This is a genomic window from Streptosporangium sp. NPDC002721 (genome assembly GCF_042888905.1).
Taxonomy (GTDB): domain Bacteria; phylum Actinomycetota; class Actinomycetes; order Streptosporangiales; family Streptosporangiaceae; genus Streptosporangium.
The window spans coordinates 15,520-39,870 of record NZ_JBIAQI010000031.1 but is presented as its reverse complement, the minus strand read 5'-3'; the positions used below and the strand labels follow the sequence as shown (position 1 = coordinate 39,870).

22 protein-coding genes are annotated in these 24,351 nt (G+C 71.0%); 9 read left to right on the top strand and 13 right to left on the bottom strand.

Annotated features, from left to right (window positions below; genetic code table 11):
- Positions 1 to 75 precede the first annotated feature (75 nt).
- Entirely contained in the window at positions 76 to 1,512 is a 1,437-nt protein-coding gene (locus ACFYWM_RS36280) for an MFS transporter (protein WP_389923560.1), read from the bottom strand.
- An 82-nt stretch (positions 1,513 to 1,594) separates the two neighbouring features.
- On the opposite strand from ACFYWM_RS36280, the gene ACFYWM_RS36275 reads away from it, so the two are divergent.
- Positions 1,595 to 2,260 carry a TetR/AcrR family transcriptional regulator gene (locus ACFYWM_RS36275; protein WP_389923734.1) on the top strand — a complete coding sequence of 222 codons (666 nt, stop codon included), beginning with the start codon at positions 1,595 to 1,597 and terminating at the stop codon, positions 2,258 to 2,260.
- On the opposite strand, the gene ACFYWM_RS36270 is transcribed toward ACFYWM_RS36275, so the two are convergent.
- The 3 genes from ACFYWM_RS36270 to ACFYWM_RS36260 all read right to left on the bottom strand — a co-directional run bounded on the left by ACFYWM_RS36270 (position 2,246) and on the right by ACFYWM_RS36260 (position 6,615).
- Entirely contained in the window at positions 2,246 to 3,730 is a 1,485-nt protein-coding gene (locus ACFYWM_RS36270; RefSeq protein WP_389923558.1) for an MFS transporter, read from the bottom strand. The two genes, ACFYWM_RS36275 and ACFYWM_RS36270, sit on opposite strands and share 15 nt — an antisense overlap.
- Positions 3,731 to 3,900: 170 nt before the next feature.
- The gene (locus ACFYWM_RS36265; protein ID WP_389923555.1) at positions 3,901 to 4,569 is read right to left on the bottom strand and encodes a Crp/Fnr family transcriptional regulator; all 669 of its coding nucleotides are present in this window, start codon (positions 4,567 to 4,569) and stop codon (positions 3,901 to 3,903) included.
- Between the two features lie 57 nt (positions 4,570 to 4,626).
- Positions 4,627 to 6,615, bottom strand: coding sequence for an adenylate/guanylate cyclase domain-containing protein (locus ACFYWM_RS36260; RefSeq protein ID WP_389923552.1), 1,989 nt, complete (start codon positions 6,613 to 6,615; stop codon positions 4,627 to 4,629).
- Positions 6,616 to 6,919: 304 nt separating this feature from the next.
- Between ACFYWM_RS36260 and ACFYWM_RS36255 the strand changes: the two genes are divergently transcribed.
- A complete protein-coding gene (locus ACFYWM_RS36255; RefSeq protein WP_389923549.1) occupies positions 6,920 to 7,960 on the top strand; it encodes a hypothetical protein in 1,041 nt (346 codons plus the stop codon).
- A 158-nt stretch (positions 7,961 to 8,118) separates the two neighbouring features.
- Here ACFYWM_RS36255 and purL read toward each other — a convergent pair whose 3' ends face one another.
- From purL to purS, 4 genes are all read right to left on the bottom strand, one after another.
- The gene (gene purL, locus ACFYWM_RS36250) at positions 8,119 to 10,374 is read right to left on the bottom strand and encodes a phosphoribosylformylglycinamidine synthase subunit PurL (protein WP_389923547.1); all 2,256 of its coding nucleotides are present in this window, start codon (positions 10,372 to 10,374) and stop codon (positions 8,119 to 8,121) included.
- Positions 10,371 to 11,054, bottom strand: a complete 684-nt coding sequence (purQ, locus tag ACFYWM_RS36245) for a phosphoribosylformylglycinamidine synthase subunit PurQ (RefSeq protein ID WP_389923545.1) — start codon at positions 11,052 to 11,054, stop codon at positions 10,371 to 10,373. Before purQ ends, purL begins: the two co-directional genes overlap by 4 nt.
- A 157-nt stretch (positions 11,055 to 11,211) precedes the next feature.
- Entirely contained in the window at positions 11,212 to 11,679 is a 468-nt protein-coding gene (locus ACFYWM_RS36240) for an ATP-binding protein (RefSeq protein WP_389923542.1), read from the bottom strand.
- A gap of 141 nt (positions 11,680 to 11,820) precedes the next feature.
- On the bottom strand, positions 11,821 to 12,078 hold the full coding sequence (gene purS, locus ACFYWM_RS36235; RefSeq protein WP_389923540.1) for a phosphoribosylformylglycinamidine synthase subunit PurS: 258 nt from the start codon (positions 12,076 to 12,078) through the stop codon (positions 11,821 to 11,823).
- A 334-nt stretch (positions 12,079 to 12,412) separates the two neighbouring features.
- Here purS and pdhA point away from each other — a divergent pair, with 334 nt between their 5' ends.
- The 5 genes from pdhA to ACFYWM_RS36210 all read left to right on the top strand — a co-directional run bounded on the left by pdhA (position 12,413) and on the right by ACFYWM_RS36210 (position 18,987).
- Positions 12,413 to 13,504 carry a pyruvate dehydrogenase (acetyl-transferring) E1 component subunit alpha gene (pdhA, locus tag ACFYWM_RS36230; RefSeq protein ID WP_389923537.1) on the top strand — a complete coding sequence of 364 codons (1,092 nt, stop codon included), beginning with the start codon at positions 12,413 to 12,415 and terminating at the stop codon, positions 13,502 to 13,504.
- Positions 13,501 to 14,478 carry an alpha-ketoacid dehydrogenase subunit beta gene (locus ACFYWM_RS36225; RefSeq protein WP_389923534.1) on the top strand — a complete coding sequence of 326 codons (978 nt, stop codon included), beginning with the start codon at positions 13,501 to 13,503 and terminating at the stop codon, positions 14,476 to 14,478. The genes pdhA and ACFYWM_RS36225 overlap by 4 nt, the downstream gene beginning before the upstream one ends.
- Positions 14,479 to 14,491: 13 nt before the next feature.
- Positions 14,492 to 16,087 carry a dihydrolipoamide acetyltransferase family protein gene (locus ACFYWM_RS36220; RefSeq protein WP_389923531.1) on the top strand — a complete coding sequence of 532 codons (1,596 nt, stop codon included), beginning with the start codon at positions 14,492 to 14,494 and terminating at the stop codon, positions 16,085 to 16,087.
- Between the two features lie 649 nt (positions 16,088 to 16,736).
- Positions 16,737 to 18,566 (top strand): ABC transporter ATP-binding protein, encoded by a 1,830-nt coding sequence (locus ACFYWM_RS36215; RefSeq protein WP_389923528.1) that lies wholly within the window; start codon positions 16,737 to 16,739, stop codon positions 18,564 to 18,566.
- A gap of 127 nt (positions 18,567 to 18,693) precedes the next feature.
- Positions 18,694 to 18,987, top strand: a complete 294-nt coding sequence (locus ACFYWM_RS36210; protein ID WP_389923526.1) for a Dabb family protein — start codon at positions 18,694 to 18,696, stop codon at positions 18,985 to 18,987.
- Positions 18,988 to 19,001: 14 nt separating this feature from the next.
- Here the strand turns inward: ACFYWM_RS36210 and ACFYWM_RS36205 are convergent, their stop codons facing one another.
- The 5 genes from ACFYWM_RS36205 to ACFYWM_RS36185 all read right to left on the bottom strand — a co-directional run bounded on the left by ACFYWM_RS36205 (position 19,002) and on the right by ACFYWM_RS36185 (position 23,506).
- Complete coding sequence (locus ACFYWM_RS36205) at positions 19,002 to 19,226, bottom strand: DUF6458 family protein (protein ID WP_389923523.1); 225 nt, start codon at positions 19,224 to 19,226, stop codon at positions 19,002 to 19,004.
- Positions 19,227 to 19,278: 52 nt separating this feature from the next.
- Positions 19,279 to 20,493, bottom strand: a complete 1,215-nt coding sequence (locus ACFYWM_RS36200; protein ID WP_389923520.1) for an adenylosuccinate synthetase — start codon at positions 20,491 to 20,493, stop codon at positions 19,279 to 19,281.
- Between the two features lie 293 nt (positions 20,494 to 20,786).
- Positions 20,787 to 21,743 carry a hypothetical protein gene (locus ACFYWM_RS36195; RefSeq protein WP_389923517.1) on the bottom strand — a complete coding sequence of 319 codons (957 nt, stop codon included), beginning with the start codon at positions 21,741 to 21,743 and terminating at the stop codon, positions 20,787 to 20,789.
- Positions 21,744 to 21,785: 42 nt separating this feature from the next.
- Complete coding sequence (locus ACFYWM_RS36190) at positions 21,786 to 22,766, bottom strand: lipopolysaccharide kinase InaA family protein (RefSeq protein ID WP_389923515.1); 981 nt, start codon at positions 22,764 to 22,766, stop codon at positions 21,786 to 21,788.
- Positions 22,763 to 23,506 carry an NUDIX domain-containing protein gene (locus ACFYWM_RS36185; protein WP_389923512.1) on the bottom strand — a complete coding sequence of 248 codons (744 nt, stop codon included), beginning with the start codon at positions 23,504 to 23,506 and terminating at the stop codon, positions 22,763 to 22,765. Before ACFYWM_RS36185 ends, ACFYWM_RS36190 begins: the two co-directional genes overlap by 4 nt.
- Before the next feature lie 203 nt (positions 23,507 to 23,709).
- Here ACFYWM_RS36185 and ACFYWM_RS36180 point away from each other — a divergent pair, with 203 nt between their 5' ends.
- On the top strand, positions 23,710 to 23,988 hold the full coding sequence (locus ACFYWM_RS36180) for a hypothetical protein (protein ID WP_389923510.1): 279 nt from the start codon (positions 23,710 to 23,712) through the stop codon (positions 23,986 to 23,988).
- A 5-nt stretch (positions 23,989 to 23,993) separates the two neighbouring features.
- Positions 23,994 to 24,296, top strand: a complete 303-nt coding sequence (locus ACFYWM_RS36175) for a hypothetical protein (protein ID WP_389923507.1) — start codon at positions 23,994 to 23,996, stop codon at positions 24,294 to 24,296.
- Positions 24,297 to 24,351: the final 55 nt, after the last annotated feature.

The following is a 24,351-nucleotide window of genomic DNA, read 5'->3' as shown; positions in this document are numbered from 1 at the left end:
CTGACCCGGTCGCGGTTCGCGTACGGGCACCGGCTCGCGTCCTCCCCGGGAGGACGCGAGCCGGTGTGTTCCCGTTCAGCCCACCGGTACGGCGGGACGTTCCTCGGTGGCCACCGGCGGGCCGGCGGCCCGGGAGGCACGCAGTGACAGCAGGCTCACCGGCACGCCCACCAGCACGATGGCCGCGGCGACGACCAGGGTGTACCGGTACGCGTCCAGGAAGGCGGTCAGCTGCCCGGCGCCCTCCGTCAGGAGCGAGGACTGCCGCGCGCCGATGACGGCCCCCAGGATCGTGATGCCGAGCAGGCCGAAGACCTCGCGCGAGACGTTCAGCACGCCCGAGGCGACCCCCGTCCTGCCCGCGGGGAGCGCGCCGAGGATCGCCGTGGTGAGCGGCACCAGCATGCCGCCGCCCACCCCGTAGACCAGGAACCACGGCAGCAGGTCGCCGAACGACCCGCCCTCCCCGACGAACGAGATCCCGAACACCGACACGGCCATCAGCAGGAGCCCGGCCGCCACGGTCCGGGCGGTGCCCAGGGCCCTGTCCAGTCTGGGGGCGAGGGTGGCGGCGACGGCCATCACCAGCGCCATCGGCACGAACGCCGCCCCGGCCTCGATGGGCGAGAAGCCGAGGGCGTTCTGCAGGTACAGCGCGGTGAAGAAGTAGATGCCGAACACCCCGAAGGACCACAGGCCCATCGACAGGGCGCCCCCGCTGAACACCCGCGACCTGAACAGCGACAGGTCGATCATCGGCTCCCGGCTCCGGCGCTCGATCGTGACGAAGGCCAGCGCCGACCCGGCCGCGACCCCGAAGGCGCCCAGGATCTCCGGGGAGGTCCATCCGGCTCCCGCGCCCTCGATGAGCGCGTACGTCAGCGCGAACAGCGCCAGGCTCGACGTCACCAGGCCGGGGACGTCGAGGCCGCGCCGCACCCTCTCCTGCGGGGCCGTCCTGATCGCCCAGAGCCCGAGGCCGAGCGTCACGATCCCGATCGGCACGTTGATCAGGTAGATCCAGCCCCAGTGCCAGCGCTCGCTGATCAACCCGCCGGTCAGCGGGCCGAGGGCGAGGGCGAGCGCTCCGACCGCGCTCCACAGGCCGACCGCCGTCGCGCGTTCCCTGGCGTCGGGGAAGATCGAGGTGAGCAGCGCCAGCGCCGTGGGGGTGAGGAAGGCCGCCCCCACGCCCTGTACCGCCCTGGTGGCGATCAGCACGCCGCCGTCGGTGGCGATCCCGGCCGCGAACGACGCGGCGGTGAACACGACGAGGCCGATCAGGAAGACGCGCCGCCGCCCGAAGACGTCGGCCAGGCGCCCGCCGACGAGCATCAGCCCGGCGAACACCAGGATGTAGCCGCTCACGATCCATTCCAGCCCGGAGATGCTCAGCCCGAGGTCGCGCTGGATCGTGGGCAGCGCGACGTTCACCACGTTGTTGTCGAGATATGTCATGAAAGTGGCCAGCGAGATCGCTCCCAGCGCCCACCACCTGCGGGTGTCCGTCATTCCCCGTCCTCTACGTTGTACTTATACGACGTACATGTACGGTGCACAGTGGAACCCGTACGGCGTATAGTTGTCAAGCGTGATGGGGAAACTGACCCGCGAGGCGGTCGTCGAGCAGGCGCTGGAGATCGGCGACGCCGAGGGGCTGGCGGCGGTGACCATCCGGAGACTCGCCCAGGAGCTGGGCGTCACCCCGATGGCGCTCTACTGGCACTTCAAGAACAAGGAGCAGCTGACCGCCGGGATGGCGGGTCACCTGATCGAGGGCTTCGTGATCGAGAGGGGCTACGCGGGCCCGTGGCAGGAGGGGCTCCGCGAGCTCGTCGCGGGCCTGGTCAGGGTGCTCAGGCGCCACCCGTGCGCGGCGGACGTGCTGGGGGCGGTGGACCACATGGAGGTGCCCGCCTACCTGGCGGTCTGGGACACCGCCCTCGGTCTCGCCAAGCGCGGCGGGTTCTCCAGCGACGAGAGCTGCATGATCTCCCAGTACCTGCTCAGCGGCGCCGTCGCGCTCGCGGCGGGCCCGAGGAGGCACTGCCCCGCCGGGGTCTCCGAGCAGGAGGCGGCCGAGCGGACGCGCCTCAAGCGGCTCAGGCTCCAGTCGCTACCGCCGGACGTCTATCCCCACATCGTGGAGATGGCCGTGCCCCTGTCCGAGAGCGGTGCCCCCGACCTCTACGACACCTTCGGCGTCGACCTCCTCATGGCCGGGATCGAGACGCTCGCCGCCCGCTCAGGGAGCCGCTGACCCCGCGCGTCCGGAGCCGCGGGGGCGGGCGAGGGCGGCGGCCAGGGCGCCGGTGAGCGCGACGGCGAACAGGACCGCGTAGGTCCGCTGGAAGCCGGTCATCAGCTGCTCGACGGCGACGGGGGAGACGCGGGACAGCGTGCCCGCGTACACCTGCCCGCGCAGTTCGGCGCTGACCGAGCTGGTCAGGACGCTGAGCGTGAGCGCGACGCTCAGCACGATCCCGACATTCATGATCATGAGCCGGAAGCCGTTCACCACGCCCAGGCTCCCGGCGGGCAGGGCGGACATGACCTGCGTCGTGTTGCCGGTCAGGAAGGTGCCGCTGCCGCAGCCGCACAGGAACAGGCCCACCGCGATGATCCAGTACGGCGTGACGGGGTCGGTGTTCAGCATCAGGACGCCCAGCCCGGTCGTGCTCATCAGGGCGCCGCCCACAGACAGCGCGTACGGCCTGATGCGGCGGCCGAGGGCGCCGGTGACGGGGGAGGCGAGGGCCATGCCGATCGCGACGGGGAGCACGCCCAGGGCCGCGGTGACGGCGTCCACGCCCCTGGCGGCCTGGAGGTAGAGGGCGACCAGCAGGATCAGCGCGGAGCGCGCCATCGCGTTGCAGAAGGAGGCGAGGTTGGCGAAGGCCAGCATGCGCTCGCCGAACAGCCGCAGGTCGAGCACGGGGTGCGGGGCCCGGCGCTCCACCACGAGCAGTACCGGCACCAGCGCCGCCGCGATCGCCGCGCCGACGATCACCACGGGGCTCGACAGGCCGCGCGAGCCCGCCTCGGACAGCGCGATCAGGGCGGCGGAGAGGGCGGTGAACACGATCAGGTTGCCGAGCGCGTCCACCGGCCGGCGCGCTCCCCGCGCGACGCGGCGCAGCGTGAACGCGCCCCAGGTGAGGGCGATCACCCCCGCGGGCACGTTCATCCAGAAGATCCACTGCCAGCCGGCGGTCTCGGCGATGAGGCCGCCCAGGGTGGGACCGGCGAGCTGGGCGACCGAGAGGGTGCCGATGTAGACGCCCATGCCCTGGCTGAGCCGGTCCGGAGGGAAGGCGTCGGTGATGATCACGGTTCCGTTGGCGAGGATCATCGCGGCGCCGACCGCCTGCACCGCGCGCATCGCGATCAGGAACCAGATGTCCGGCGAGAACCCGGCCAGCAACGACCCGGCGGTGAACAGGACGAACCCCGCCAGGTAGATCTCCCGGCGGCCGAGCAGGTCGGCCACCCGGCCGAAGAACACCAGCGTCGCGGTGTTGACGAGCAGGAAGGCGAGCAGCACCCAGCCCGCGGAGAACGCGTCCGCGTGGAAGTGCCTGACCACGGTGGGAAGCGCCACGTTCAGGGTGCTGCCGGAGATGCCGATCATGATCAGCCCGAGGCTGGTGACCGAGCAGACCCGCCACGCGTAGCGGAGTTTCGATAGGTATTCGGGGGATCCGGGCAGGTCTTGGGGGATTGCGACCATGGCTACCAGTCTGACGTGTTTTGTACGTCGACCGTGATCCAGCTCCCCTCCGAACGCGCCCCGCCCGTGCTCCGCCGCCGTGCCTCGCCTTCAAGGGCCGCCCTGGAGGCACTCCCGCGCCGAGGGCGTGCCTTCCCCGCGGGCAGGCACGCCCCTCCGCCGGTCCGCTCTCAGCGGGCCCGTTTGCGCAGGCCCTCCATGTCGTGGATGATCACGCGGCGTCGGCCCGTCTCGATCAGCCCGCGGTCGCGCAGGGAGCGCAGCGCCTTGCTGACCGCCTCGCGGGAGGCCCCGGTCCAGCCGGCCAGCTCGTCCTGGGAGAGGGGCAGCGCCACCCGCACCCCGCCGTTGTCCGGCTCGCCGTACCGCTCGGCCAGCTCGACGAGCCTGGTGGCCACCCGGCCCGTGGTGTCGAACGCGCCGTACTCGATGCGCTTGCGGTCGGAGTCGCGCATCTTGCCGGTCACCATCTGCATCAGCAGTACGGCGACTCTCCCATTGGCCTGTAAGTACGAGGAGAAGTCGCGGACCGTGATCCCTTCCACGGGTTCGAGCGCGGTGACCGTGGCGGACCTGGGCAGCCCGTCGATCGCCGCGAACTCGCCGAGCAGCGCCCCGGGCCCGCGCACCGCGAGGACCACCTCGCTGCCGCCCGCGGTGTGCGAGGACACCTTGACGCGACCGGAGGTGAGGATGAGCACCCAGTCGCTCACGTCACCCTCGGTGAACATCGTCGCGCCCCTGTCCCAGCGCCGGGGTCGCCCGACGGCGTACAGGGCCTTCACCTCGTCTTCCGTGAGCAATGTGATGAATTCGCCCGGTTCGGGGGAAGAAGTCATAACCACCTCCTGGCGATCTCGATTGTGTTCGTACGGCTCTCGCGGCGAAAGGTACTTTTACGAGAGTCCAGACAGCACGTAGGCATGGACGGGTTGTTCCCTACCCTTGAGGTTGAGCCAGCCCAGGGACCGGGTCTCGGCCCGGGGGCCGATCAGGTCGAGGGTGGTCTGGCCGATCACGACGCTGCCGGGGTCCGCGATCCCCTCGAGCCGGGCCGCCACGTTGACGCAGTCGCCCATCGCGTTGAACCCGCGCAGCTCGGGACTGCCGATGTTTCCGACAAGCGCCTCACCTGTGTTGATGCCAATCCTGAAGCGAGGATATCCGGGCATCCCCGCCGCTATCTCCTCGGCCGCCTCCTGCATCGCCAGCCCCGCCCGCACCGCGGCGAGGGCGTGGTCCTCCTGCCGGGCCGGGGCGTTGAACAGCGCGAGCAGCGCGTCGCCCACGAACTGCACGATCGTGCCGCCGTTGCCGAGCACGATGGGCACGGCCGCGGTGTGGTACCGGTTCAGCATCTCGACGATCTCGCCGGGCGCCACCCGCTCGGAGAAGCTCGTGAAGCCCTTGAGGTCGGCGAAGAGGGCGGTGAGCTCCACCAGCTCGCCGCCGAGCGCCGCGGTCTGCGGGTCGGCCAGCAGCGACTGGGCCACGTCCGGCGACATGTACTGCCGGAAGAGGGTCTCCAGCTCGCTGTAGAGCCGGGCGTTCTCCAGGGAGATGGACATCTGACCGGCCAGCGTGGCGGCGAGCGCCTCGTCCTGCGGGGTCCTGCCGATCGGCACCTCCAGCGCCCCGGCGAGCCTGCCCTTCACCGTCAGCGGGTGCAGGAGCTTCCCCTCCAGCCGGATCGGCCCGTCCTCGGGGAAGTCACGCTGGCCGTACTCCTTGGAGTTGACGGTGACCCGGCCGTTGTCGACGAGCTTGATGCGGACGTCCCCGTACGCCTGCCGCACGCGGTCGAGGCCCTGGGCCAGCATCTCCTTCTCCGGCAGGCCCACGCGGGCCTGCCTGCCGATGTCGACCAGCGCCGCGAGCCGGTCGCTCAGCTCCCGTTCGTTGGCCAGTGCCTCGCCCGCCCGGTCGAGCACCGCCGCCTGCGACTCGGTGAGCCCGAACTTGCCCGCGAGCCGGTCCGCGATCGGAACCCTGCTCTCCTCCCTGCGCCGCAGGTGGCCGACGAGCTCCTCCAGGGCGGCCTCGTAGTCGGCCCTGATCCTGTTGACCGTCGCCGACAGCGCCACCGAGTCGAACAGCCCCGCGCTCGTGCCCTCCCGCCGGAACTGCAGGTAGGCGCTGTAGGCGACGAAGACGAACGCCGTGGTCAGCAGCACGTGCCACAGCCACCACGACAGGTGCCAGTTGCGGTGGGACAGCCCGGCGACCAGTGCCTCGGCGAGCAGCGCGTACGCGGTGACCAGGCTGATCAGCACGACCGCCGGGCGCCTGCGGTGCAGCTGGAACATCATCGCCGCCGCCGCCACGAAGAGGCCCACCCCGATCCACTCCACGCCGCCCAGGCCCACCCCCTCGGGGGGCGAGCCGCTGAGGGGGGTCAGGCCCGGCACCAGGCAGGCCAGCGCCCACAGGGCGATCAGGACCGCGAGACCGCCGCGCAGCCACATCTGGCTCCGCAGCACGGCCTCGGCCGCCCGCTCACCGAGGGGCAGCGCCGACGCGAACGCGAACACCGAGGCCACGAGGAGACCGACCGGGTGCGAGAGGTCGAAGCCGTAGCTGATCTTGTCCAGGATGACTCCCGGCGTGGTCAGCCCGTGCACCAGGAACGATCCCGCGCCGCTCAGGAAGACCAGCGAGACCAGCAGCAGCCGGGCGTCCGCCCGGCGGGCCGACGCCTCGCCGACCATGAGCCCCAGGACCAGGTTGATCCCGGCCACGGTGACGATCAGCCAGAAGTGGCTGGGGTTGTGCTGCAGCACGATGTTCAGGTCGGGTTCGGCCAGCAGCAGCCAGAGCCCCAGCATCGGCAGCGCCAGATGCAGCGCCCACACCACCGTGCGGATCGGCTGGGTCGCAGGTGGCAAATACGGTTCCCGTCGGGCCCGGTCTTCCACGACCGCGTCTGTCGGGTTGATGGTCGGCACGGTGGCCTCCGCGTCTGGAGAACCCTGTCGGTTCCCGGTCTTGTTCGTCCACGCCCAGCGGGCGGGTTCCCCCGAACGGTCCGATTATCCCGTACGGGGGCAGCTGTCGGCGGGCGAGTTGACCGCCGGGGCTTCCGACACCGAAGCGTGATGTTTCGGCTGCCAACCACTGGAACGATTGAAACGTGTACTACGTGTATCCCTCCAATCACACCATGCTCTGGTGTCGCAGAAAGGAAGCCCAGTGGCTATCACGTTGCCGGGCGGACGCACGCTCGCCGTAGTGACCGTTGGCGTGCTCGTCGGAACGTTGTTCACCGCGAGCGGCAGCGCCGTCGCCTCGTCGGCGGCGGCGGAGATTCACGCGTGCGTCCACAAGCAGACGCGCTACACCCGGATCGTCAACGCGACGGCCAAGTGCAGGCCGACCGAGATCCGGATCAGGTGGGGGCAGACGACCCAGGGCCAGCAGGGGGTCGCCACCGCCGGGCCGCAGGGCCCGCGGGGCGCGCAGGGCCTCAAGGGCGACACCGGGCCCCAGGGCCCGCAGGGTCAGCAGGGTCAGCAGGGCCCCAAGGGCGCCACCGGCCCGCAGGGCGCCAAGGGCGAAGCCGGCCCGCAGGGTCCCAAGGGGGCCGATGGCGACAAGGGCGCCAACGGCCAGCAGGGACCCGCCGGCCCGCAGGGTCCCAAGGGCGACGACGGCAAGAACGGCAACCCGGGCGTCGCCGGTCCGCAGGGAACCAAGGGTGACACCGGAGCGCGCGGCCCGCAGGGCGTCAAGGGCGACGACGGCAAGGACGGCAGGGACGGCAAGGACGGCAGGAACGGCACCCAGGGCGACAGGGGCCCCGCCGGTCCGGCAGGTCCCAAGGGCGACACCGGCCCGCAGGGCCCGAAGGGCGACCCCGGCACGGGCGCTGACCTGGCGGTCAGCTACAAGTCGGAGTCCTTCACCTTCCACTCCGGGGAGGGCGGCAAGAGCGTCTCGTGCGGCAGCGGCAAGGTCGCCACGGGCGGCGGTTACTCCCTGTCGCAGGTCAGGGACAACGCCGTCGTGACCGTCTCCGCGCCCACCTTCTCCAACAACAAGCCGAGCGGCTGGTCCGTCTCCGTCGAGGTGAATTCCAGCCACAACGCCAACGCCACGACCAGTGAGAACTCGGGGGCCGCCACCAGCAGCTCCCCCGCCCCCAGCGGCTCCGCTGCCAGAAGCTCCACCACCGGCCATGGAGGAAGCGGCAGGACCCAGGGCACCGTGTACGTGATCTGCGCGGCCGCCTGATCGTCTCGATCGTCTGACCCGTTCGCGAGAGGCGACGTGTGCCGCGGTGGGAACCCGTCGCGGCCTCGGAGCCGACCGTGTGATCCACATAGATCGGCCGGGCCCCTCACCGTCACACGACGGTGAGGGGCCCGACCTCTGACCCGTACGAAAGACGATCAGCCGAAGATGCCCGGCAGGGTGGCCGTGTGGGTCTCCCTGAGCTCGGTGATCGGGACGTCCAGGACGCCCGCCACGTTCAGGGAGTCTCCGCCGGTGGTGCCCAGGCCGTAGCAGGGCACCTCGCGGGCCGCGCACAGCTCCGCGAAGGCGTCGAACGACTCCGGCGCGACGGTCACCAGCGCGCGGGCCGACGACTCGCTGAACAGGTCGACGAACGCGTCGTCGCCCGTCAGGGAGATCTCGCAGCCGACGCCCTGGGCGATGCAGGCCTCGGCGAGGGCGATGGCCAGCCCGCCGTCCGACAGGTCGTGGGAACCGGTCAGCAGCCCCTGGGAGGCGGCCTCGGCCAGGACGAGGGCCAGGTCGCGCTCCGACTCCAGCCGGGCCACGGGCGGCAGCCCGCCGAGGTGGCCGTGGGCCACGTGCGCCCACTCCGAGCCGCCGAACTCCTCCTCGGTCTCGCCGAGCAGGACGATCCGGTCGCCGTCGCCGGTGAAGCCGGTCCGCACGCGCCGGGCCACGTCGTCGATGACGCCCAGCACGCCGACGACCGGCGTCGGGTTGATCGGGACGGATCCCGTCTGGTTGTAGAACGAGACGTTGCCGCCGGTCACCGGGACGCCGAGGGTCTTGCAGGCGTCGGCCAGGCCGCGCACGGCCTCGGCGAACTGCCACATGACCTCGGGGTCCTCGGGGGAGCCGAAGTTGAGGCAGTTGGTCACCGCCAGCGGCGTGGCGCCGGTCACGGCCACGTTCCGGTACGCCTCGGCGAGGGCGAGCTGGGCCCCGGCGTACGGGTCGAGGCGGGCGTAGCGGCCGTTGCCGTCGGTGGCCAGGGCGATTCCCCTGGTCGTCTCCTCGGCGCCGGGCATGGCCTCGCTGACGCGCAGCACGCCCGCGTCGGCGGGCTGGGCCAGCACGGTGTTGCCGCGGACGTAGCGGTCGTACTGGGAGGTGACCCACTCCTTGGACGCCAGGTTCGGCGAGCCGAGGAGCTCCAGCAGCGCCGCGCGCAGGTCGGCGGGGCGGTCGAGGCGGCCGGGGTCGTCGCCGTTCAGCGCGACCTGGCCGGCGGGCTCGTGGAAGGGCCGCTCGTAGACCGGGCCCTCGTCGGCCGCGGTGCCCGGCGGGATGTCGACGATGGTCTCGCCGTGCCAGGTCATCACGAGGCGGTCGGTGTCGGTGACCTCGCCGATCACGGTCGCGGGGATGTCCCATTTCGCGCAGATCGCCATGAAGGCGTCGATGTCGTCGGGGGTGACGACCGCCATCATGCGCTCCTGCGACTCGCTCATCAGGATCTCCTCGGGCCGCAGCGACGGATCGCGCAGCGGGACGAGGTCGAGCCTGACGTCCATGCCGCCGGTGCCCTTGGCCGCGAGCTCGGTGGTCGCGCAGGAGACGCCGGCGGCGCCGAGGTCCTGGATGCCGACGACCACGTCCGCCTGGTAGAGCTCCAGGCAGCACTCGATCAGCAGCTTCTCCATGAAGGGGTCGCCGACCTGCACGCTGGGGCGCTTGGCCTGTGACTCGTCCTCGAAGGTGGCCGAGGCGAGCACGGAGGCGCCGCCGATGCCGTCGGGGCCGGTCAGGGCGCCGAACAGGACGACCTTGTTGCCCGGCCCCGGGGCCACCGCGAGCTTGATCTGGTCCTTGCGCAGCAGGCCCACGCACAGGGCGTTGACCAGCGGGTTGCCGATGTAGCAGGGGTCGAAGACGACCTCGCCGCCGATGTTGGGCAGGCCCAGGCAGTTGCCGTAGTGGCTGATGCCCTCGACCACGCCGGGCAGCACCCGCCGGGTGTCGTGGGCGTCGGCCGCGCCGAAGCGGAGGGCGTCCATCACCGCGATCGGCCGGGCGCCCATCGACATGATGTCGCGGACGATGCCGCCGACGCCGGTCGCCGCGCCCTGGTGGGGCTCGACGTAGGACGGGTGGTTGTGCGACTCGATCTTGAAGGTGGCGGCCCAGCCGTCGCCGATGTCGACGACCCCGGCGTTCTCGCCCATGCCGACGAGCAGCGCCTCGGACTCGGGGGCCTTGGTGCCGAACTGGCGCAGGTGCACCTTGGAGGACTTGTAGGAGCAGTGCTCGCTCCACATGACGCTGTAGATGGCCAGCTCGGAGCCGGTGGGCCGACGGCCGAGGATCTCGCGGACCCGCTCGTACTCGTCGATCTTCATGCCCAGCTCGGCGTACGGCTGGCGCTCGTCGGGGGTGTCCTCGGCCCGCTTGACGGTGTCGAGACTCATGCGTTCACCAGCTTCTTCAGGATCGAGGAGAAGAACGCGCGCCCGTCCGTGCTCGGGGCGCCGGTGAGGTCCTCGACGGCGTGCTCGGGGTGCGGCATGAGGCCGACGACGTTCCCGGCCTCGTTGCGGATGCCCGCGATGTCGTTCAGGGAGCCGTTGGGGTTGCCGCCCGCGTACCGGAAGACGACCTGGCCGCCCGCCTCCAGCGCGCCCAGGGTGGCCTCGTCGGCGACGTAGCGGCCCTCGCCGTGCTTGACCGGCAGCACGATCTCCTGGCCCTCGGTGAAGTCGGAGGTCCAGGGGGTGGCGGTGTTCTCGACCCGGATGCCCTGGTCGCGGCAGATGTAGTGCAGCCCGGCGTTGCGCATCAGCGCCCCGGGCAGCAGGTGGGCCTCGCAGAGGATCTGGAAGCCGTTGCAGGTGCCGAGCACCGGCAGCCCGGCTCCGGCGGCGGGGATCAGCTCCTCCATCAGCGGCGCGAACCTGGAGATGGCCCCGCAGCGCAGGTAGTCTCCGTAGGAGAACCCGCCCGGCAGGAAGACCGCGTCCACCCCCTTGAGATCGGGGTCCGCGTGCCACAGCGGGACGGCCTCGCCGCCCGCGTGGCGCACGGCGCGAGCCGCGTCCTGATCGTCAAGAGTTCCGGGAAAAGTGACCACGCCCACGCGGGCAGCACTCATGACAGCGTTCCCCTCCACAAACGAGCGCCGCGCCGGCGTCTCACACACTCGGACGTCGGTCTGCGGCGGTCCTCCCAGGCTATCCGCTCCCGGCGAGCGGTCAGGCGCGGAGTGTCCGATCGCACAGCTCAGCGGACGGGGGCGGGGTTTACCGGGTTCACACGGCGGCGAGCACCCGGTCGCGGGGGTGGAGCGCGTCGTCGTCCCAGTCGAGGTGCTTGCGCAGGTGCACGACGGTGCCCCGGCCCGGGGTGATGGCGAAGGAGATCTCGTCGACCACGGCCTGCATGATGAGCAGGCCCCTGCCGTTCTCGGCGTCGGTCGGCGGGTAGTGCTCCGGCACCCGGACGAGACCCTGGCCCCGGTCGATGATGCGGACGTCGCAGCGGCCGTGGCCGATGGCGGTCTCGACCTCGTAGCGGGTGGCCGGACCCCCGTGCCGTACGGCGTTGGCGCACGCCTCGGTCACGGCCAGCAGGATGTCGGCGACGCAGTCTTCGGTGACTCCGAGCGAGCGCAGGGAGTCACCGAGTGCCCTGCGGACCATCGGAATACCGACGGCCTGTCGTGGCAGAGCCAGCGAGAACTCCATGTCCACCGGTTCCCTCCCGGGGTCAGATGTCACCTCGTGAAGGCTTCCCTACAGAATCCGGGCTAACCGCAAAATAACCGTAATGTTATTGACTGGTGGTCAAGCCGTGGGATTGCTCCGCCCACAAAGCCGGATATAACCGGATCTGGGCGGTTGGTCGGCGGGGGTGAGGTCCTAGGACTCGACGGCGGGCTCGACGGTGACGGTGTAGTCCTCGATCACCGTGTTGGCGAGCAGGGTCTCGGCCATTTTCCGGACGTCCGCAAGTGCCGCCTCGTCGGCGGGCCCTTCGAGCTCCACCTCGAACCGCTTGCCCTGCCGTACCGCTGAGACACCGGAGAAGCCGAGTCGCGGCAGTGCGCGGGCGATCGCCTGCCCCTGCGCGTCGAGAATCTCGGGCTTCAGCATGACGTCGACGATGACGCGCGCCACGGTGTTCCTCCTGGTTGCGACGGGGACGGTCCGGCGCCTCAAGAGTAACGGGCCCCGGCCGCGCTCCGGTGCGGGGGCCGGATTCCATGTCGTACACGCGAGAGGAGCCCGGGCGGCTCCGCGCCACACGCCCGAAACGGGCGGGTGAAAGGGAACGCGCGGGGAACGGGGAGCATATGGACGCCGAGGGAGGTCTTGCGCAGATGCCTGTGACCTCTGCCACGATGGCCACAAGCGCGGACGAACCACCACCAGACGGGTCGAACGCGTCGCGAATCGGCCGGACAAAGGTGGAGAACCCATCCAGACGGCCCCGAGCACACAGGAGCGGCACGTGACAGCCGACGCCTCTCGTGGTGCGGAAGCACCTCCGGAGCTCATCCAGCTGCTGACCCCCGAGGGAGAACGGGTCGAGCATCCCGACTACGACATAGACCTGACGCCCGAGGAGATCCGCGGGCTCTACCGGGACCTGGTCATGGTCCGCCGCGTCGACCTGGAGGCCGTGGCCCTGCAACGCCAGGGCGAGCTGGGTCTGTGGGCCTCGCTGCTCGGGCAGGAGGCCGCGCAGATCGGCTCCGGCCGGGCGCTGACCGAGGCCGACATGGCGTTCCCGACCTACCGCGAGCACGGCGTGGCCTGGTGCCGGGGGGTCGACCCGGTCAACCTCCTCGGCCTGTTCCGCGGCGTCAACCACGGGGGCTGGGACCCGGCCGAGCACAACTTCCACCTCTACACCATCGTGATCGGCAGCCAGACCCTGCACGCGGTCGGCTACGCCATGGGCATCCAGCGCGACGGCGCCGAGGCCGCCAGCATCGTCTACTTCGGCGACGGCGCCACCTCCCAGGGCGACGTGAACGAGTCGTTCATCTGGGCGTCGGTGTTCAACGCGCCAGTGGTGTTCTTCTGCCAGAACAACCAGTGGGCGATCTCCGAGCCGCTGGAGAAGCAGTCGCGCATCCCGCTGTACCGCAGGGCCAGCGGGTTCGGGTTCCCCGGCGTCCGGGTCGACGGCAACGACGTCTTCGCCTGCCTGGCCGTCACCCGCAAGGCACTGGCCGACGCCAGGTCCGGGCAGGGGCCCATGCTGATCGAGGCCTTCACCTACCGGATGGGCGCCCACACCACCTCCGACGACCCGACCCGCTACCGGGTGGCCGCCGAGCTGGAGGCGTGGAAGCTCAAGGACCCGATCGAGCGGGTCAGGGCCTACATGTTCAAGAGCCAGATCGCCGACCAGGAGTTCTTCGACGCGGTCGACGCCGAGGCCGACGAGCTGGGACGGGACGTCCGCAAGCGCTGCCTCGAACTGCCCGACCCCGAACCGCTGGCCATCTTCGAGAACGTCTACGCCGAGCGGCACTCCCTGATCGACGCCGAGCGTGCCGAGTTCGCCACCTACCTGGAGGGGTTCGAGGCATGAGCATTCTCACGCTGGCCAAGGCGCTCAACGAGGGCATGCGCAAGGCGATGGAGGACGACCCCAAGGTCCTCGTCATGGGCGAGGACGTCGGCAAGCTCGGCGGCGTGTTCCGGGTGACGGACGGCCTGCAGAAGGACTTCGGCGAGCAGCGGGTCATCGACACCCCCCTGGCCGAGTCGGGCATCGTCGGGACGGCCATCGGCCTGGCGCTGCGTGGCTACCGGCCGGTCTGCGAGATCCAGTTCGACGGGTTCGTCTTCCCCGCGGCCGACCAGATCATCACGCAGCTCGCCAAGATGCCGCTGCGCTCGCTGGGCAAGCTGAAGCTGCCGGTCGTCGTCCGGATCCCGTGCGGCGGCGGCATCGGCGCGGTGGAGCACCACAGCGAGTCGCCCGAGACCTACTTCACCCACACGGCGGGACTGCGCGTCGTGGCCTGCTCCAACCCGGCCGACGCCTACACCATGATCCAGCAGGCGATCCGCTGCGACGACCCGGTGATCTTCTTCGAGCCCAAGCGGCGCTACTGGGAGAAGGCCGAGGTGGACGTCGAATCCTCCGGCTGGACCCCCTTCGACGAGGCCAGGGTGGTGCGGCCGGGGACGGACCTCACCCTGCTCGCGTACGGGCCGATGGTGAAGACCTGCCTGGAGGCCGCGAAGGCGGCCGAGGACGACGGCCGCTCCCTGGAGGTCGTGGACCTGCGCTCGCTCAACCCGCTCGACACCGCGAGGATCGTGGAGTCGGTGCGCGGGACCGGGCGCTGCGTCGTGGTGCACGAGGCGCCCGTCTTCAACGGCTTCGGCGCCGAGGTCGCCGCCCGCGTCACCGAGGAGTGCTTCTACCACCTGGAGGCCCCGGTCCTGAGGGTCGGAGGACCCTCCACCCCCTACCCCCCCTCGCGGCTGGAGGACCACTACCTGCCCGACCTGGACCGGGTCCTGCACGCCGTCGACCGCGCGTTCGCGTTCTGAGGAAGGGCTGGAGATGAAGGAGTTCAAGCTCCCCGACGTGGGAGAGGGCCTGACCGAGGCGGAGATCGTCCGCTGGCACGTGAAGGCCGGGGACCCGGTCAAGGTCAACCAGATCATCGTGGAGATCGAGACGGCTAAGGCCGTCGTCGAGCTCCCCTCCCCGTTCGAGGGCGTGGTGGCCGCCCTGATGGCGGACGAGGGCGAGGTCGTGGACGTCGGCAGGCCGATCATCTCGGTGGACGACGGTTCCGGCCCCCCGCCGGCCCCCGCTCCCACCGCGGACCCGGCGGCGGGCCGGACGGAGGCTTTGGCCGACGACATGGTGCCGACCCCGCCGGCCGAGGTACGGCAGCCGGTGCTGGTGGGCTACGGCGTCAAGCCGGGCGCGGCCAGGCGCCGTCCCCGCAAACCGTCCTCCTCGCCGGGAAGCGCGCCCGAGGCGTCTCCCGGCGTGTCTTCGGCGTCTCCGGGTATGTCCCCGGTGTCTCCGGCGTCTTCTGTGTCTTCCGGGGGCGTGTCCGGTGTGTCTTCCGGGGGCGCCCCCGCGGGAACGGTGTCCGCGGCGCGGGCTCCCGAGGCGGTGCCGCCCGGCGTGGACGGGCCCGGCGCGGCCCTGTCCTCGGCCGCATCCCCGGCCCCGGCGCGGGTCGCGGTTCTGGCGAAGCCCCCGGTGCGGAAGCTCGCCAGGGACCTCGGGGTCGACCTGGCCTCCCTCCTGGGGACCGGTCCGCACGGGTCGATCACCAGGGACGACGTCCAGGCCGCGCTCGCCACCCCCGCCCGGGAGGCCCGGGAGGCCCGGGAGGCCCGGGAGGCCCGGGAGGCCCGGGAGGCTCGGGAGGCTCGGGAGGCCCGGGAGGACGACGTCCAGGCCGCGCCCGCCCCCCGAGCCGTGACCTGGGAGGGCGAGGACGAGGAGCGGATCCCGGTCAAGGGGGTCCGCAAGGCGACCGCGCAGGCCATGGTGGCGTCCGCGTTCACCGCGCCGCACGTGACGGAGTTCCTCCAGGTGGACGTGACGGCGACCATGGAGGCGGTCCAGCGCCTGCGCGGGCTGCCCGACTTCGCCGGGGTGAAGGTCTCCCCGCTGCTCATGGTCGCCAAGGCGGTGCTCGTCGCCGCCCGCCGCTACCCGATGATCAACTCTGCCTGGGACGAGGCCCGCCAGGAGATCGTGGTCAAGCACCGCGTCAACCTGGGCATCGCCGCGGCCACCCCCCGCGGCCTGCTGGTTCCCAACGTCAAGGACGCCCACCGCATGTCGCTGCCCGACCTGGCCGGTGCCCTCGGCGCCCTCGCCGAGACCGCCAGGGCGGGCCGTACCCAGCCCGCCGACATGGCGGGGGGCACGATCACGATCACCAACGTGGGCGTCTTCGGGGTGGACGCGGGCACCCCGATCCTCAACCCGGGAGAGTCGGCGATCCTGGCGTTCGGCCAGGTCAGGGAGATGCCGTGGGTGGTGGACGGGCAGATCGTGCCGCGCAGGGTCTGCACGCTCGCCCTCTCGTTCGACCACCGGGTGGTGGACGGGGAGCTGGGCTCGCTGTTCCTCCGCGACGTCGGCGCCATGCTTGAGGACCCCCTCCGCATGCTCGCCTGGGGCTGACCCCACGACACCGGCGGGCCCGTCCCCTCACAGGAGGGGGCGGGCCCGCCCGCGTTTCCCGAGCCGGAGCGGCTTTGAGCCGGAGCGGTCCGGCGGGCGGCTCAGCCAAAGGGGGACGGCTCGGTCAAAGGATGACGCTCGACCCAAGGGGGACGGGCCCTTCCGATATGTCCCGGAGTGGCTTCCCGGCATTTCCCGGTCTTGTACGTCAATTGCCGCGACGGGAAAACGACCGAGGGCTTCGAGTGGCCCGTACGGCCTCCGGGACGCCGTACGAGGCCGTCACCGGGGCGGTAATGGGAAACCCCTTTTTTGTCTCCTGTGGATCAAGCTTTAAGGTGCGTATCCCCAGCTGGGGCGAGGCTGCGGGGCAACGCTTGGAACTTGTTCCAGCCTTTACCCCCGATACGTTTTACGACTTCTCCGAATGGCTTGTTAAAACATCTTTAATGCGTGCCGAATTTGGTGATTTGTCAGGGTATGGGTGCTAGTGTCGTGGTTGGTAAGCGCGACAACCTCAGCACGAAGGGGGACGCCATGACTTTCAAGCAGCTCTTCCCGACCGGCCGGCTCATGGACTGGGGATGCTGCCGCCGCCGGCGCCGCTGTGGATGCGGCGGAGGCGGATGGTGGTGGTAGGCCGGATCCGGTGCTAGCGGAGACAAACGAGAGCCGGCGGGTCAACCGCCGGCTCTCGTTCTCGAAGTCGCTCTCGCCCCACGGGGCGAGGGCCGCGGTGCGCCGCCCCCCGCTGGCGCCGACGGTCACCATCCGCAGGACCTTCCGGGAGTTCTGGCCGTACACCTGGGGCATCCGCCACCTGCTCGTGGCCGGTGGCCTGCTCGCCATCGTCGCGGCCGTCTGCGAGGTCGCCGCGATCGGCCTGTTCGGCCACATCACGGACGAGGTCCTCAGCAAGCAGAACCTGGGGGCCTTCTGGCTCCCCGCCGCCGCCTGGCTGGGCCTCGCGGCGACCGCGGGACTGGTCTCCTTCGTGGGCTCCTACGTCACCGCCCTCGGCGGCGAGCGTTTCCTGCTGCGGTTGCGCGACAGGGTGTTCGAGCACATCCAGACGCTCACGCCCGACTTCTTCGACAACCGCCGCCTGGGCGACCTGATGGCCAGGCTCACCGACGACATCGAGGCCATCGAGGAGCTCATCGGCTCCGGCCTGGTCAAGCTCTTCACCACGCTCGTCAGCATCGTCTTCTTCGCCGGTGCCGCCTTCTACATCAGGTGGGACCTGGCGCTGCTGACGTTCGTGCTGGTCCCGGCCTTCCTGCTGGTCGCCAAGGTCTTCGCGAGCAGGTTCAGGACCGTGTCGGCGCGCGAGCGGCTGAGCAACGGGATCATGAACAGCGTCATCGAGGAGGGCCTGTCCAACCAGTCGCTCGTCCAGTCCTACAACCGCCAGGGCACCGAGGCCGCGCGGCTGCACGAAGAGGGAAGCACCTGGATGCGGGCCAACGTGGCGCAGGCGTGGCTCTCCTCCCTGTACGGGCCCGTGCTGCAGGTCATCGAGACCGTCTGCCTGATCACCATCCTCGGGTTCGGCGCGTGGGAGATCTCCTCGGGACGCCTCACCATCGGCGGCCTGCTCGCCTTCGCCGCCTACCTCGCCTACCTCTACCCGGCGGTGCAGAACCTGGGCCAGATCGCCCTCACCGTCTCCGAGGCGGCGGCGGGCTCCGACCGCGTCATCGAGATCCTGGGGACCCGGCCGACCGTCACCGACCGCGACAACGCCGTCCACCTGGGGCGCGGACGGGGCCGCGTCGAGTTCCGCGGGGTCGGCTTCACCTACCCGAACAGGAGGAGGCCCACGCTGCGGGACCTGTCCTTCGCCGTCGAGCCGGGGGAGCTGGTCGTGTGCACCGGCCCCAGCGGCGTGGGCAAGTCCACGATCGCGAAGCTTCTGCTGCGCTTCTACGACCCCACGGCCGGGCACGTCCTTCTCGACGGGACGGACGTCCGGGAGCTGTCGCGTGAGTCGCTGCGTGACAACATCACCATCCTGCAGCAGGAGAGCCTGCTCTTCTCCGGGACCGTACGCGAGAACATCGCCTACGGAAGCCCCGGCGCGGACCCGGACGCCGTCGTCAGGGCCGCGGTGATGGCGGACGTCCACGACTTCGTCACCGCGCTTCCCCTCGGGTACGACACGCCGATCGGGCAGCGCGGCCGGTTGATGTCGGGCGGGCAGCGCCAGCGGATCGCCATCGCCAGGGCCATCCTGCGCGACGCGCCCGTGCTCGTCCTCGACGAGCCGATGACGGGCCTCGACGCCTCCACCGCCGCACGGATCATGGAACCGCTCAAGCGGCTGATGGCCGGGCGGACCACCATCCTGATCACCCACGACCTCCGGTTCATTCCCGAGGCGGCCCACAAGATCGTGCTCGAAGCCGTGCCGAGACGCTCCGGCCGGATAAGGATCAAGTCCGCCGGGCCCCGCGGGTCCGCTTTGCGCCCGACGTGAGAGCGGGTTCCCGTACGAGGTCGGCGCCCTCCCGCGCCGGCCGGGGGTGGTGAGGGGCGGTGGCGCGCCTGGCCGTACGCTTGCCGGGCACTCAGGACACCTGGGGCACCCGAACGAAGGGAAGACCATGTTCCGCCACGTCGTGCTGTTCACCTGGAAGGAAGAGGCCACGGAGGAGCAGCGGGCCAGGGTCGCCACGGGGCTCGGCGAGCTGCCCGGGGCCATCCCGGAGATCCGCTCCTACACCCTCGGCCCCGACGCGGGTGTGAACCCGGGCAATCACCAGTTCGCCGTCGTCGCGGACTTCGACAGCGTCGACGACTTCCTCGTCTACCGCGACCACCCGCTGCACCAGGCCGCGATCGCCGAGTACATCAAGCCGATCGTGGCCTCGCGGGCGGCGGCGCAGTTCGAGGTCTGAGACGACGGCGCGGCTCAGACGTCCGGCGGGTGGTTCTCGCGGTGCATCAGGCGTTCCTCGGAGGTGTTCCCGCGCTTGGGGGCCATCACGATGCTCAGCACGACCCCGACGGCACCGACGATCATGAAGATCAGCCCGATCACGTCGATGTGCACCGCCTCGCCGAGGACGTCGGGATCGATGGCGAAGCGGAGGATGGCGCCGAGCGTGAGAAAGAAGATGCTGACCCCGACACCCATGGGTTCCTCCGGGTAAGGCTGAAAGCCAGGCAAAGAGAGAGTCTGGAGTTGGTCATACCCTCTCAGGGGCGCTCACACCACTGAGAAGGACCTTGTCCGCGGCGGTGGGCCCCGAGGAACCCAGCCACACCGGCACCCCGAGGGCCTCCGCCACCGCCGCGGGCCAGTCGTCGATCCCGTCGGCGTAGCGCGGCCCCGCCCCCGCCAGCCGTGCCGTCAGCCCGGCCTGCCCGTCGAGATCGCCCGCCGTGCCCACCGGAAGCTCGCCGATGTCGTACGACACGCACATCCGCGACACCGGCGCGTCCAGGTGGGTGAGCGCGAGGGCGTCGGCCCCGCCGGAGACCGCCAGCGCGTAGCGGTGGGCCACCGCGTCGAAGTGGCCGACGCGGAAGGGCCCCTGCCAGGGGCCGGTCCCGTTGTGGGCCTCGGGCGGCGTGAGCGTCGCGTCCTCGGTGACCAGCGGTCCCGGGCCGTGCCGCGTGGTGTAGGTCCGCAGCACGCCCAGCCGCGTGGCGGGCACCCCGTCGAGCAGCTCCAGCGCGTTGGCGAAGGTCGTCGTGCTCCAGGTGGTGTACGGGTGGAAACCGTGCCACTCGTCGAGCAGCACCCCCTGTGCCCCCTCGAAGACCACCGGCCGCCTGCGCAGCAGCGCGGTCGTGAACGAGGAGCCGACCAGGATCACCCGCTCGGCGAACGCCCGGTAGGCGTCGACGCAGTCCTCCACCGGCGGCCCGGCCACCCCCAGGGCCTCGCGGAGCGCGCGCAGCTTGCGGGCGAGCCGTACCGGCTCCTCGCAGTCTCCCGCGACCGGCGCGAGCTCGGGGTGCTCCAGGGCGTAGGCCATGGTCTCGCCGACGCCCATCCCGCACGACCCGTGCCGGTCCGCGCCGCGCGCCAGCTCCCTGGCCCGCCCCGCCGCCACGTGGTACGGCGTGGCGAGCAGGGCGTCCCGGTCCACGGTGAGCAGGGAGAACGGGTCGGGAACGCCCAGTTCCGCCAGGTGGTCGGCCTCCCTGGCCAGCGACAGCGGATCCACGACCATGAACCTGGACAGGTGGGTCGGCACGCCCCTGAACGTCCCCGACCCGAACTGGGCGAACGTGTGGTGCCTCCCGTCGGGCAGGACGACGTTGTGGGCCGCCTGCCCGCCCCCGTTGAACCTGACGACCGCCTGGACGGGCTCGCGGGCGCAGAGCCAGTCGACGACGGTGCCCTTGCCCGCGTCGCCGTACCCGAGGTCGGTCACGATCACGTGTTCACGCATGCGTCCACCCGTTCACCCTCGTCTCCTCCCCTTCTCCTCGGCGGGCCCTTCCCCGCCGGTCCTCCACCGTGGGCGTCGTCCACCCGGCTCTCCGCCGAGGGTGTCGTCCGTTCGGCTCTCCACCGAGGGTGTCGTCCGTCCGGCTTTCCACCGTGGGCATCGTCCGTTCGGCCCTACCGTGGGCCTCCGGAGGTCCCTCCCCGGCGGGGTGTCGTTCCCGCCGGGGAGGGACCGCCTCCTTTCGTGGCACTCCCCGCCGCTCTCGCGGTGGCCGCCGCACGGCGGGGAGGTCTTCAGAGCCGCGTCACGCCGCTGTCGCCGCCCAGGTCGAGCCCGTCGGCCACCACGAGGGTGCCCCGGTCGAGCTTGGCGAGGGCCTTGCCCACGGCGGTCCCGGCGTTCGAGCCGAGCTCGTCGAGGTCGTCCAGCCCCTCCCGCAGGTCGATGGCGTCCTCGCCGAGGCCGACGGTGAGCGCGATGGTCTCGCAGACCGCGTCCAGGTCGTCCAGCTCCAGCACGTTCTGGCCGAGCAGCTCGCGCCAGGCGGCCAGCACCCGGCCGTCCCCGGCGTGGCTCGCCCCGGCGGGGAGGATGTAGTAGACGTCGTAGACCCTGGTCAGCTCGGCGAGGATGTCCCTGATCGGGATGTCCTGCCCGGGCCGCTCGCCGACGACCGCCTCGACCTCGCGCCGCTTGACGTACGGATAGGGCATCTCGTCGCCGATGATGAACAGGTATCCCCGCCGGCCCCGCTTCTCGAAACAGTCGATCGAGGTGTGCCTGGCCATGAAGTACATCGCCAGCTCGTACGACTCGGTCATCTGGCCGCCGCCCCCGCCCTCGAGCAGGATCTTGCCCAGGTGCTCGTCCATCCGGTTGTCCGACTCGAACTGGCCGACCTGCAGCGGGGCCCTGTCGCAGGTGGCGTCGCCGATCGCGCCGAAGAGGATCTGCGGGTCGGAGGCGTACCCCTTGCGGAGCAGCAGCCCGAGCAGGTCGGGCAGCTTGGTCTGGAGGGTGCGGGGCACCCCGCCCATCGAGCCGGTCACGTCGAACAGGACGGCCACGGCCAGGGAGTTGGGGTGCTCGGCGGAGTCGCGGCTCTCGCGGCGCGTCACCCCGCGCGGGTCGAGGTCGGGGTGAGCGGAGCGTGCGCCGCTGTCGCTGTAGGCGAAGGCGCTCGAACCCTTGGCCGCGCGGTAGCTCGCGGCGGCGGAGTAGACGTCGGTGGACCAGTTTCCGCTTCCCACGGATGGATCTCCTCGAATCAGGGGTGGAACATGTTGTGAGGGTCAGAGATGGAGCGGCCGGTACTTCCTCGGCCCGTACAGGTCGTCGAGCAGGTCGTCGAGCTCTCCCAGGAGCCGCCAGGCGTCGTTCGGCGGGCTGAGCAGGCTGCCCCGGACGAAGTTCCTGACCGGGGCGGGGACGGGGTCGCCCATCAGGGCGGCCACGCAGCGGGTGGCCAGGTGGATGTCGGTGGCCGGGGTCGCGGGCCTTTTGGCCAGGACCGAGGCCGGATAGTCGTCGCGGCGCCTGGACACCAGGGCGGTGATCGGGGTGCCGACCGGGACCGACTGGCTCCAGTCGACGAGCACCAGGCCGTGGTCGAGCGGGTGGACGAGGACGTGCTGGCCGAACACCGCGCCGTGCACGACCCCCGCCCGGTGGGCCGCGCCGACGGCCACCAGCAGCCGCCGCCAGATCCACGCCGCGTCCCGCACGTCGAGCACCGGCCGCCGCCGCCTGACCTCGTCCAGGCTCAGGAACCCGTCCGGCACCCGGCTGATCACGTTGGCCTGCCGCTCGACCCCCTCGGAGCGGTGCCGGAACGACTCCACCAGCCGGGGGACGTACGGCAGGAGCAGTGGGTCGCCGTCACGCGCGATCGTCTCCAGGGACTCCGCCTCGCGGCGCATGAGGTCGTTGTCCGCGTGGCTGCGCGGGAGCTTGAGCAGCGTGTCGGCGCCGCTCTCGTAGAGCACGGCCGAGGCGCCCCGCCGGAAGACGCCCCCGATCCGGTAGGTGCCCCGCCTGGTGGTGATCACCGTCTCCTTGGCTCGCTCCGGGGCTCCGGTCAGGGCCCCCTCGCGGGCCGCCCACAGCCCCGCCAGCCGGGTGAACGCCTCGGCGGCCTCCGCTCCCGGCGCGAGGTCGGGGTGGAGCGCCCTCGCCAGCCTCCGGTACGTCCGGTGCGGGAAGTCCCCGCCGAACAGGTCCTCGGGCGTGCGGGCGGCGTTCACCAGCGCGATCGCCTCGGCCGTGGTGGTCATCTGATCTGCTCCTCCCTGGCCGGCCGCAGCAGGGCGGGGTGCAGGAGCCGGGCGTCGCCGGCCCGGTAGAGCTTGGCGCGCGGCCCGCCCCTCGCCCCGCCGCTCTCGGTGGTCTCGCCGGTGCTCTCCACGAAGCCGGGCACCGACAGGATCTTGCGGTGGAAGTTGCCCGCGTGCAGCGGCACGCCCCAGACCGTCTCGTAGACGCCGCGCAGCTCGGAGATCGTGAACCTCTCACCGGTGAACGCGGTGGCGAGCGGGGTGTACTCCAGCTTGCCTCGGGCCCGCTCCAGCCCGTACGCCAGGATGCGGTCGTGGTCGAACGCGAGCTCGGGCAGCTTGTCGACCGGGTGCCAGGAGGCGTCGGCCGCGTCCGAACCCGCCCGGGGATCGGGCAGGTCGGGGGCGAACGCCAGGTAGGAGACCGACACGATCCTCATCCGCGGATCGCGCTCGGGCGCCCCGTAACTGGCGAGCTGCTCGATGTGGAGTCGTCCCGACGGCCCAGAAAGCCCCGTCTCCTCGGCCAGCTCCCGCGCCGCGGCCTGCGGCAGATCCTCCCCCGGCCTGATGAACCCCCCGGGCAGCGCCCACAGCCCCGCATGGGGTTGCTCGGCCCGCCGGATCAGCAGGACCCGCAACCCGCCCCCGCGAATGGTGAGCGCCACCACGTCGACCGTCACCGCGACCGCCGGATACGCCCGAGGGTCGTACCCGGCCAGGAACTCGGCTTCATCCATCACATGTCCTTCTCAGATTGAGACAATCTCAGTATGAGAATAACAAAGGACCGCTGTCAACGCCTTCGCGGCGATCCATCCTTGTTCGTCGTGCTCCGGTAGGCCCTGTCGTGCGGGACCCCGCCTCCGAGCAGGCTTTTCCGACGACAGGGAACCAGCGGTTTGCCCATTCCTTGTAATGCGAACGTATTACGTTAAGATGTGTGGGGTATCGAACCATTCACTGGACCGAGCGATCCGAGGGGCACATCGCACGACACGCCGTCACGCCGGCCGAGGTGGAGCAGGTGGTGCTCACCCGCCCCCACTGGGAGGCGGCGGGCCGGGAGGGCAGCACGCTCGTCTACGGCGTGACGGATGCCGGGCGATACCTGCTCGTCGTCCTGGTGGAGAGTGTCACCGAATCGGGGGCCTGGTACGTGGCCACCGCACGAGACATGATCGCCAATGAGAAGCGGCTGTTCGCCCGGAAGGCGAGGTGATGACCATGACGCGAGACGGAATCGACGATCTGGCCGATTACTACGACGAGCACGACACGACGGCGGAGCTGGGGCGTGCGGTTCCGCGTGAGCCGACGCCCGCCGACGAGGTGATGATCGTCACCTCGCTGCGACTGCCGAAACCCGTGATGGACCAGGTCCGCGCGCGGGCACAGGAACGCGGGGTGAAGCCAACCGCGCTCATCAGGGAATGGGTGGAGGCGGCGCTCGCCGGGCAGGACGCCGTGGTCCCGATCAGTGTGATCATGGCGGCGGTCACCGAGTACCAGCACAGACGCGCCTCCTGACCCTTCCGGCCGTGGAGAACGGATGAGGGACCGGACCCGTGAGAACGGGGCCGGT

What these genes read in the sequence shown, in the direction of transcription:
- ACFYWM_RS36280 (WP_389923560.1), bottom strand. Translation starts at nt 1,512, where the DNA reads ATGACGGACACCCGCAGGTGGTGGGCGCTGGGAGCGATCTCGCTGGCC.
- ACFYWM_RS36275 (WP_389923734.1), top strand. Translation starts at nt 1,595, where the DNA reads ATGGGGAAACTGACCCGCGAGGCGGTCGTCGAGCAGGCGCTGGAGATC.
- ACFYWM_RS36270 (WP_389923558.1), bottom strand. Translation starts at nt 3,730, where the DNA reads ATGGTCGCAATCCCCCAAGACCTGCCCGGATCCCCCGAATACCTATCG.
- ACFYWM_RS36265 (WP_389923555.1), bottom strand. Translation starts at nt 4,569, where the DNA reads ATGACTTCTTCCCCCGAACCGGGCGAATTCATCACATTGCTCACGGAA.
- purL (WP_389923547.1), bottom strand. Translation starts at nt 10,374, where the DNA reads ATGAGTCTCGACACCGTCAAGCGGGCCGAGGACACCCCCGACGAGCGC.
- purQ (WP_389923545.1), bottom strand. Translation starts at nt 11,054, where the DNA reads ATGAGTGCTGCCCGCGTGGGCGTGGTCACTTTTCCCGGAACTCTTGAC.
- ACFYWM_RS36225 (WP_389923534.1), top strand. Translation starts at nt 13,501, where the DNA reads ATGAGCATTCTCACGCTGGCCAAGGCGCTCAACGAGGGCATGCGCAAG.
- ACFYWM_RS36220 (WP_389923531.1), top strand. Translation starts at nt 14,492, where the DNA reads ATGAAGGAGTTCAAGCTCCCCGACGTGGGAGAGGGCCTGACCGAGGCG.
- ACFYWM_RS36210 (WP_389923526.1), top strand. Translation starts at nt 18,694, where the DNA reads ATGTTCCGCCACGTCGTGCTGTTCACCTGGAAGGAAGAGGCCACGGAG.
- ACFYWM_RS36205 (WP_389923523.1), bottom strand. Translation starts at nt 19,226, where the DNA reads ATGGGTGTCGGGGTCAGCATCTTCTTTCTCACGCTCGGCGCCATCCTC.
- ACFYWM_RS36200 (WP_389923520.1), bottom strand. Translation starts at nt 20,493, where the DNA reads ATGCGTGAACACGTGATCGTGACCGACCTCGGGTACGGCGACGCGGGC.
- ACFYWM_RS36190 (WP_389923515.1), bottom strand. Translation starts at nt 22,766, where the DNA reads ATGACCACCACGGCCGAGGCGATCGCGCTGGTGAACGCCGCCCGCACG.
- ACFYWM_RS36185 (WP_389923512.1), bottom strand. Translation starts at nt 23,506, where the DNA reads ATGGATGAAGCCGAGTTCCTGGCCGGGTACGACCCTCGGGCGTATCCG.
- ACFYWM_RS36175 (WP_389923507.1), top strand. Translation starts at nt 23,994, where the DNA reads ATGACGCGAGACGGAATCGACGATCTGGCCGATTACTACGACGAGCAC.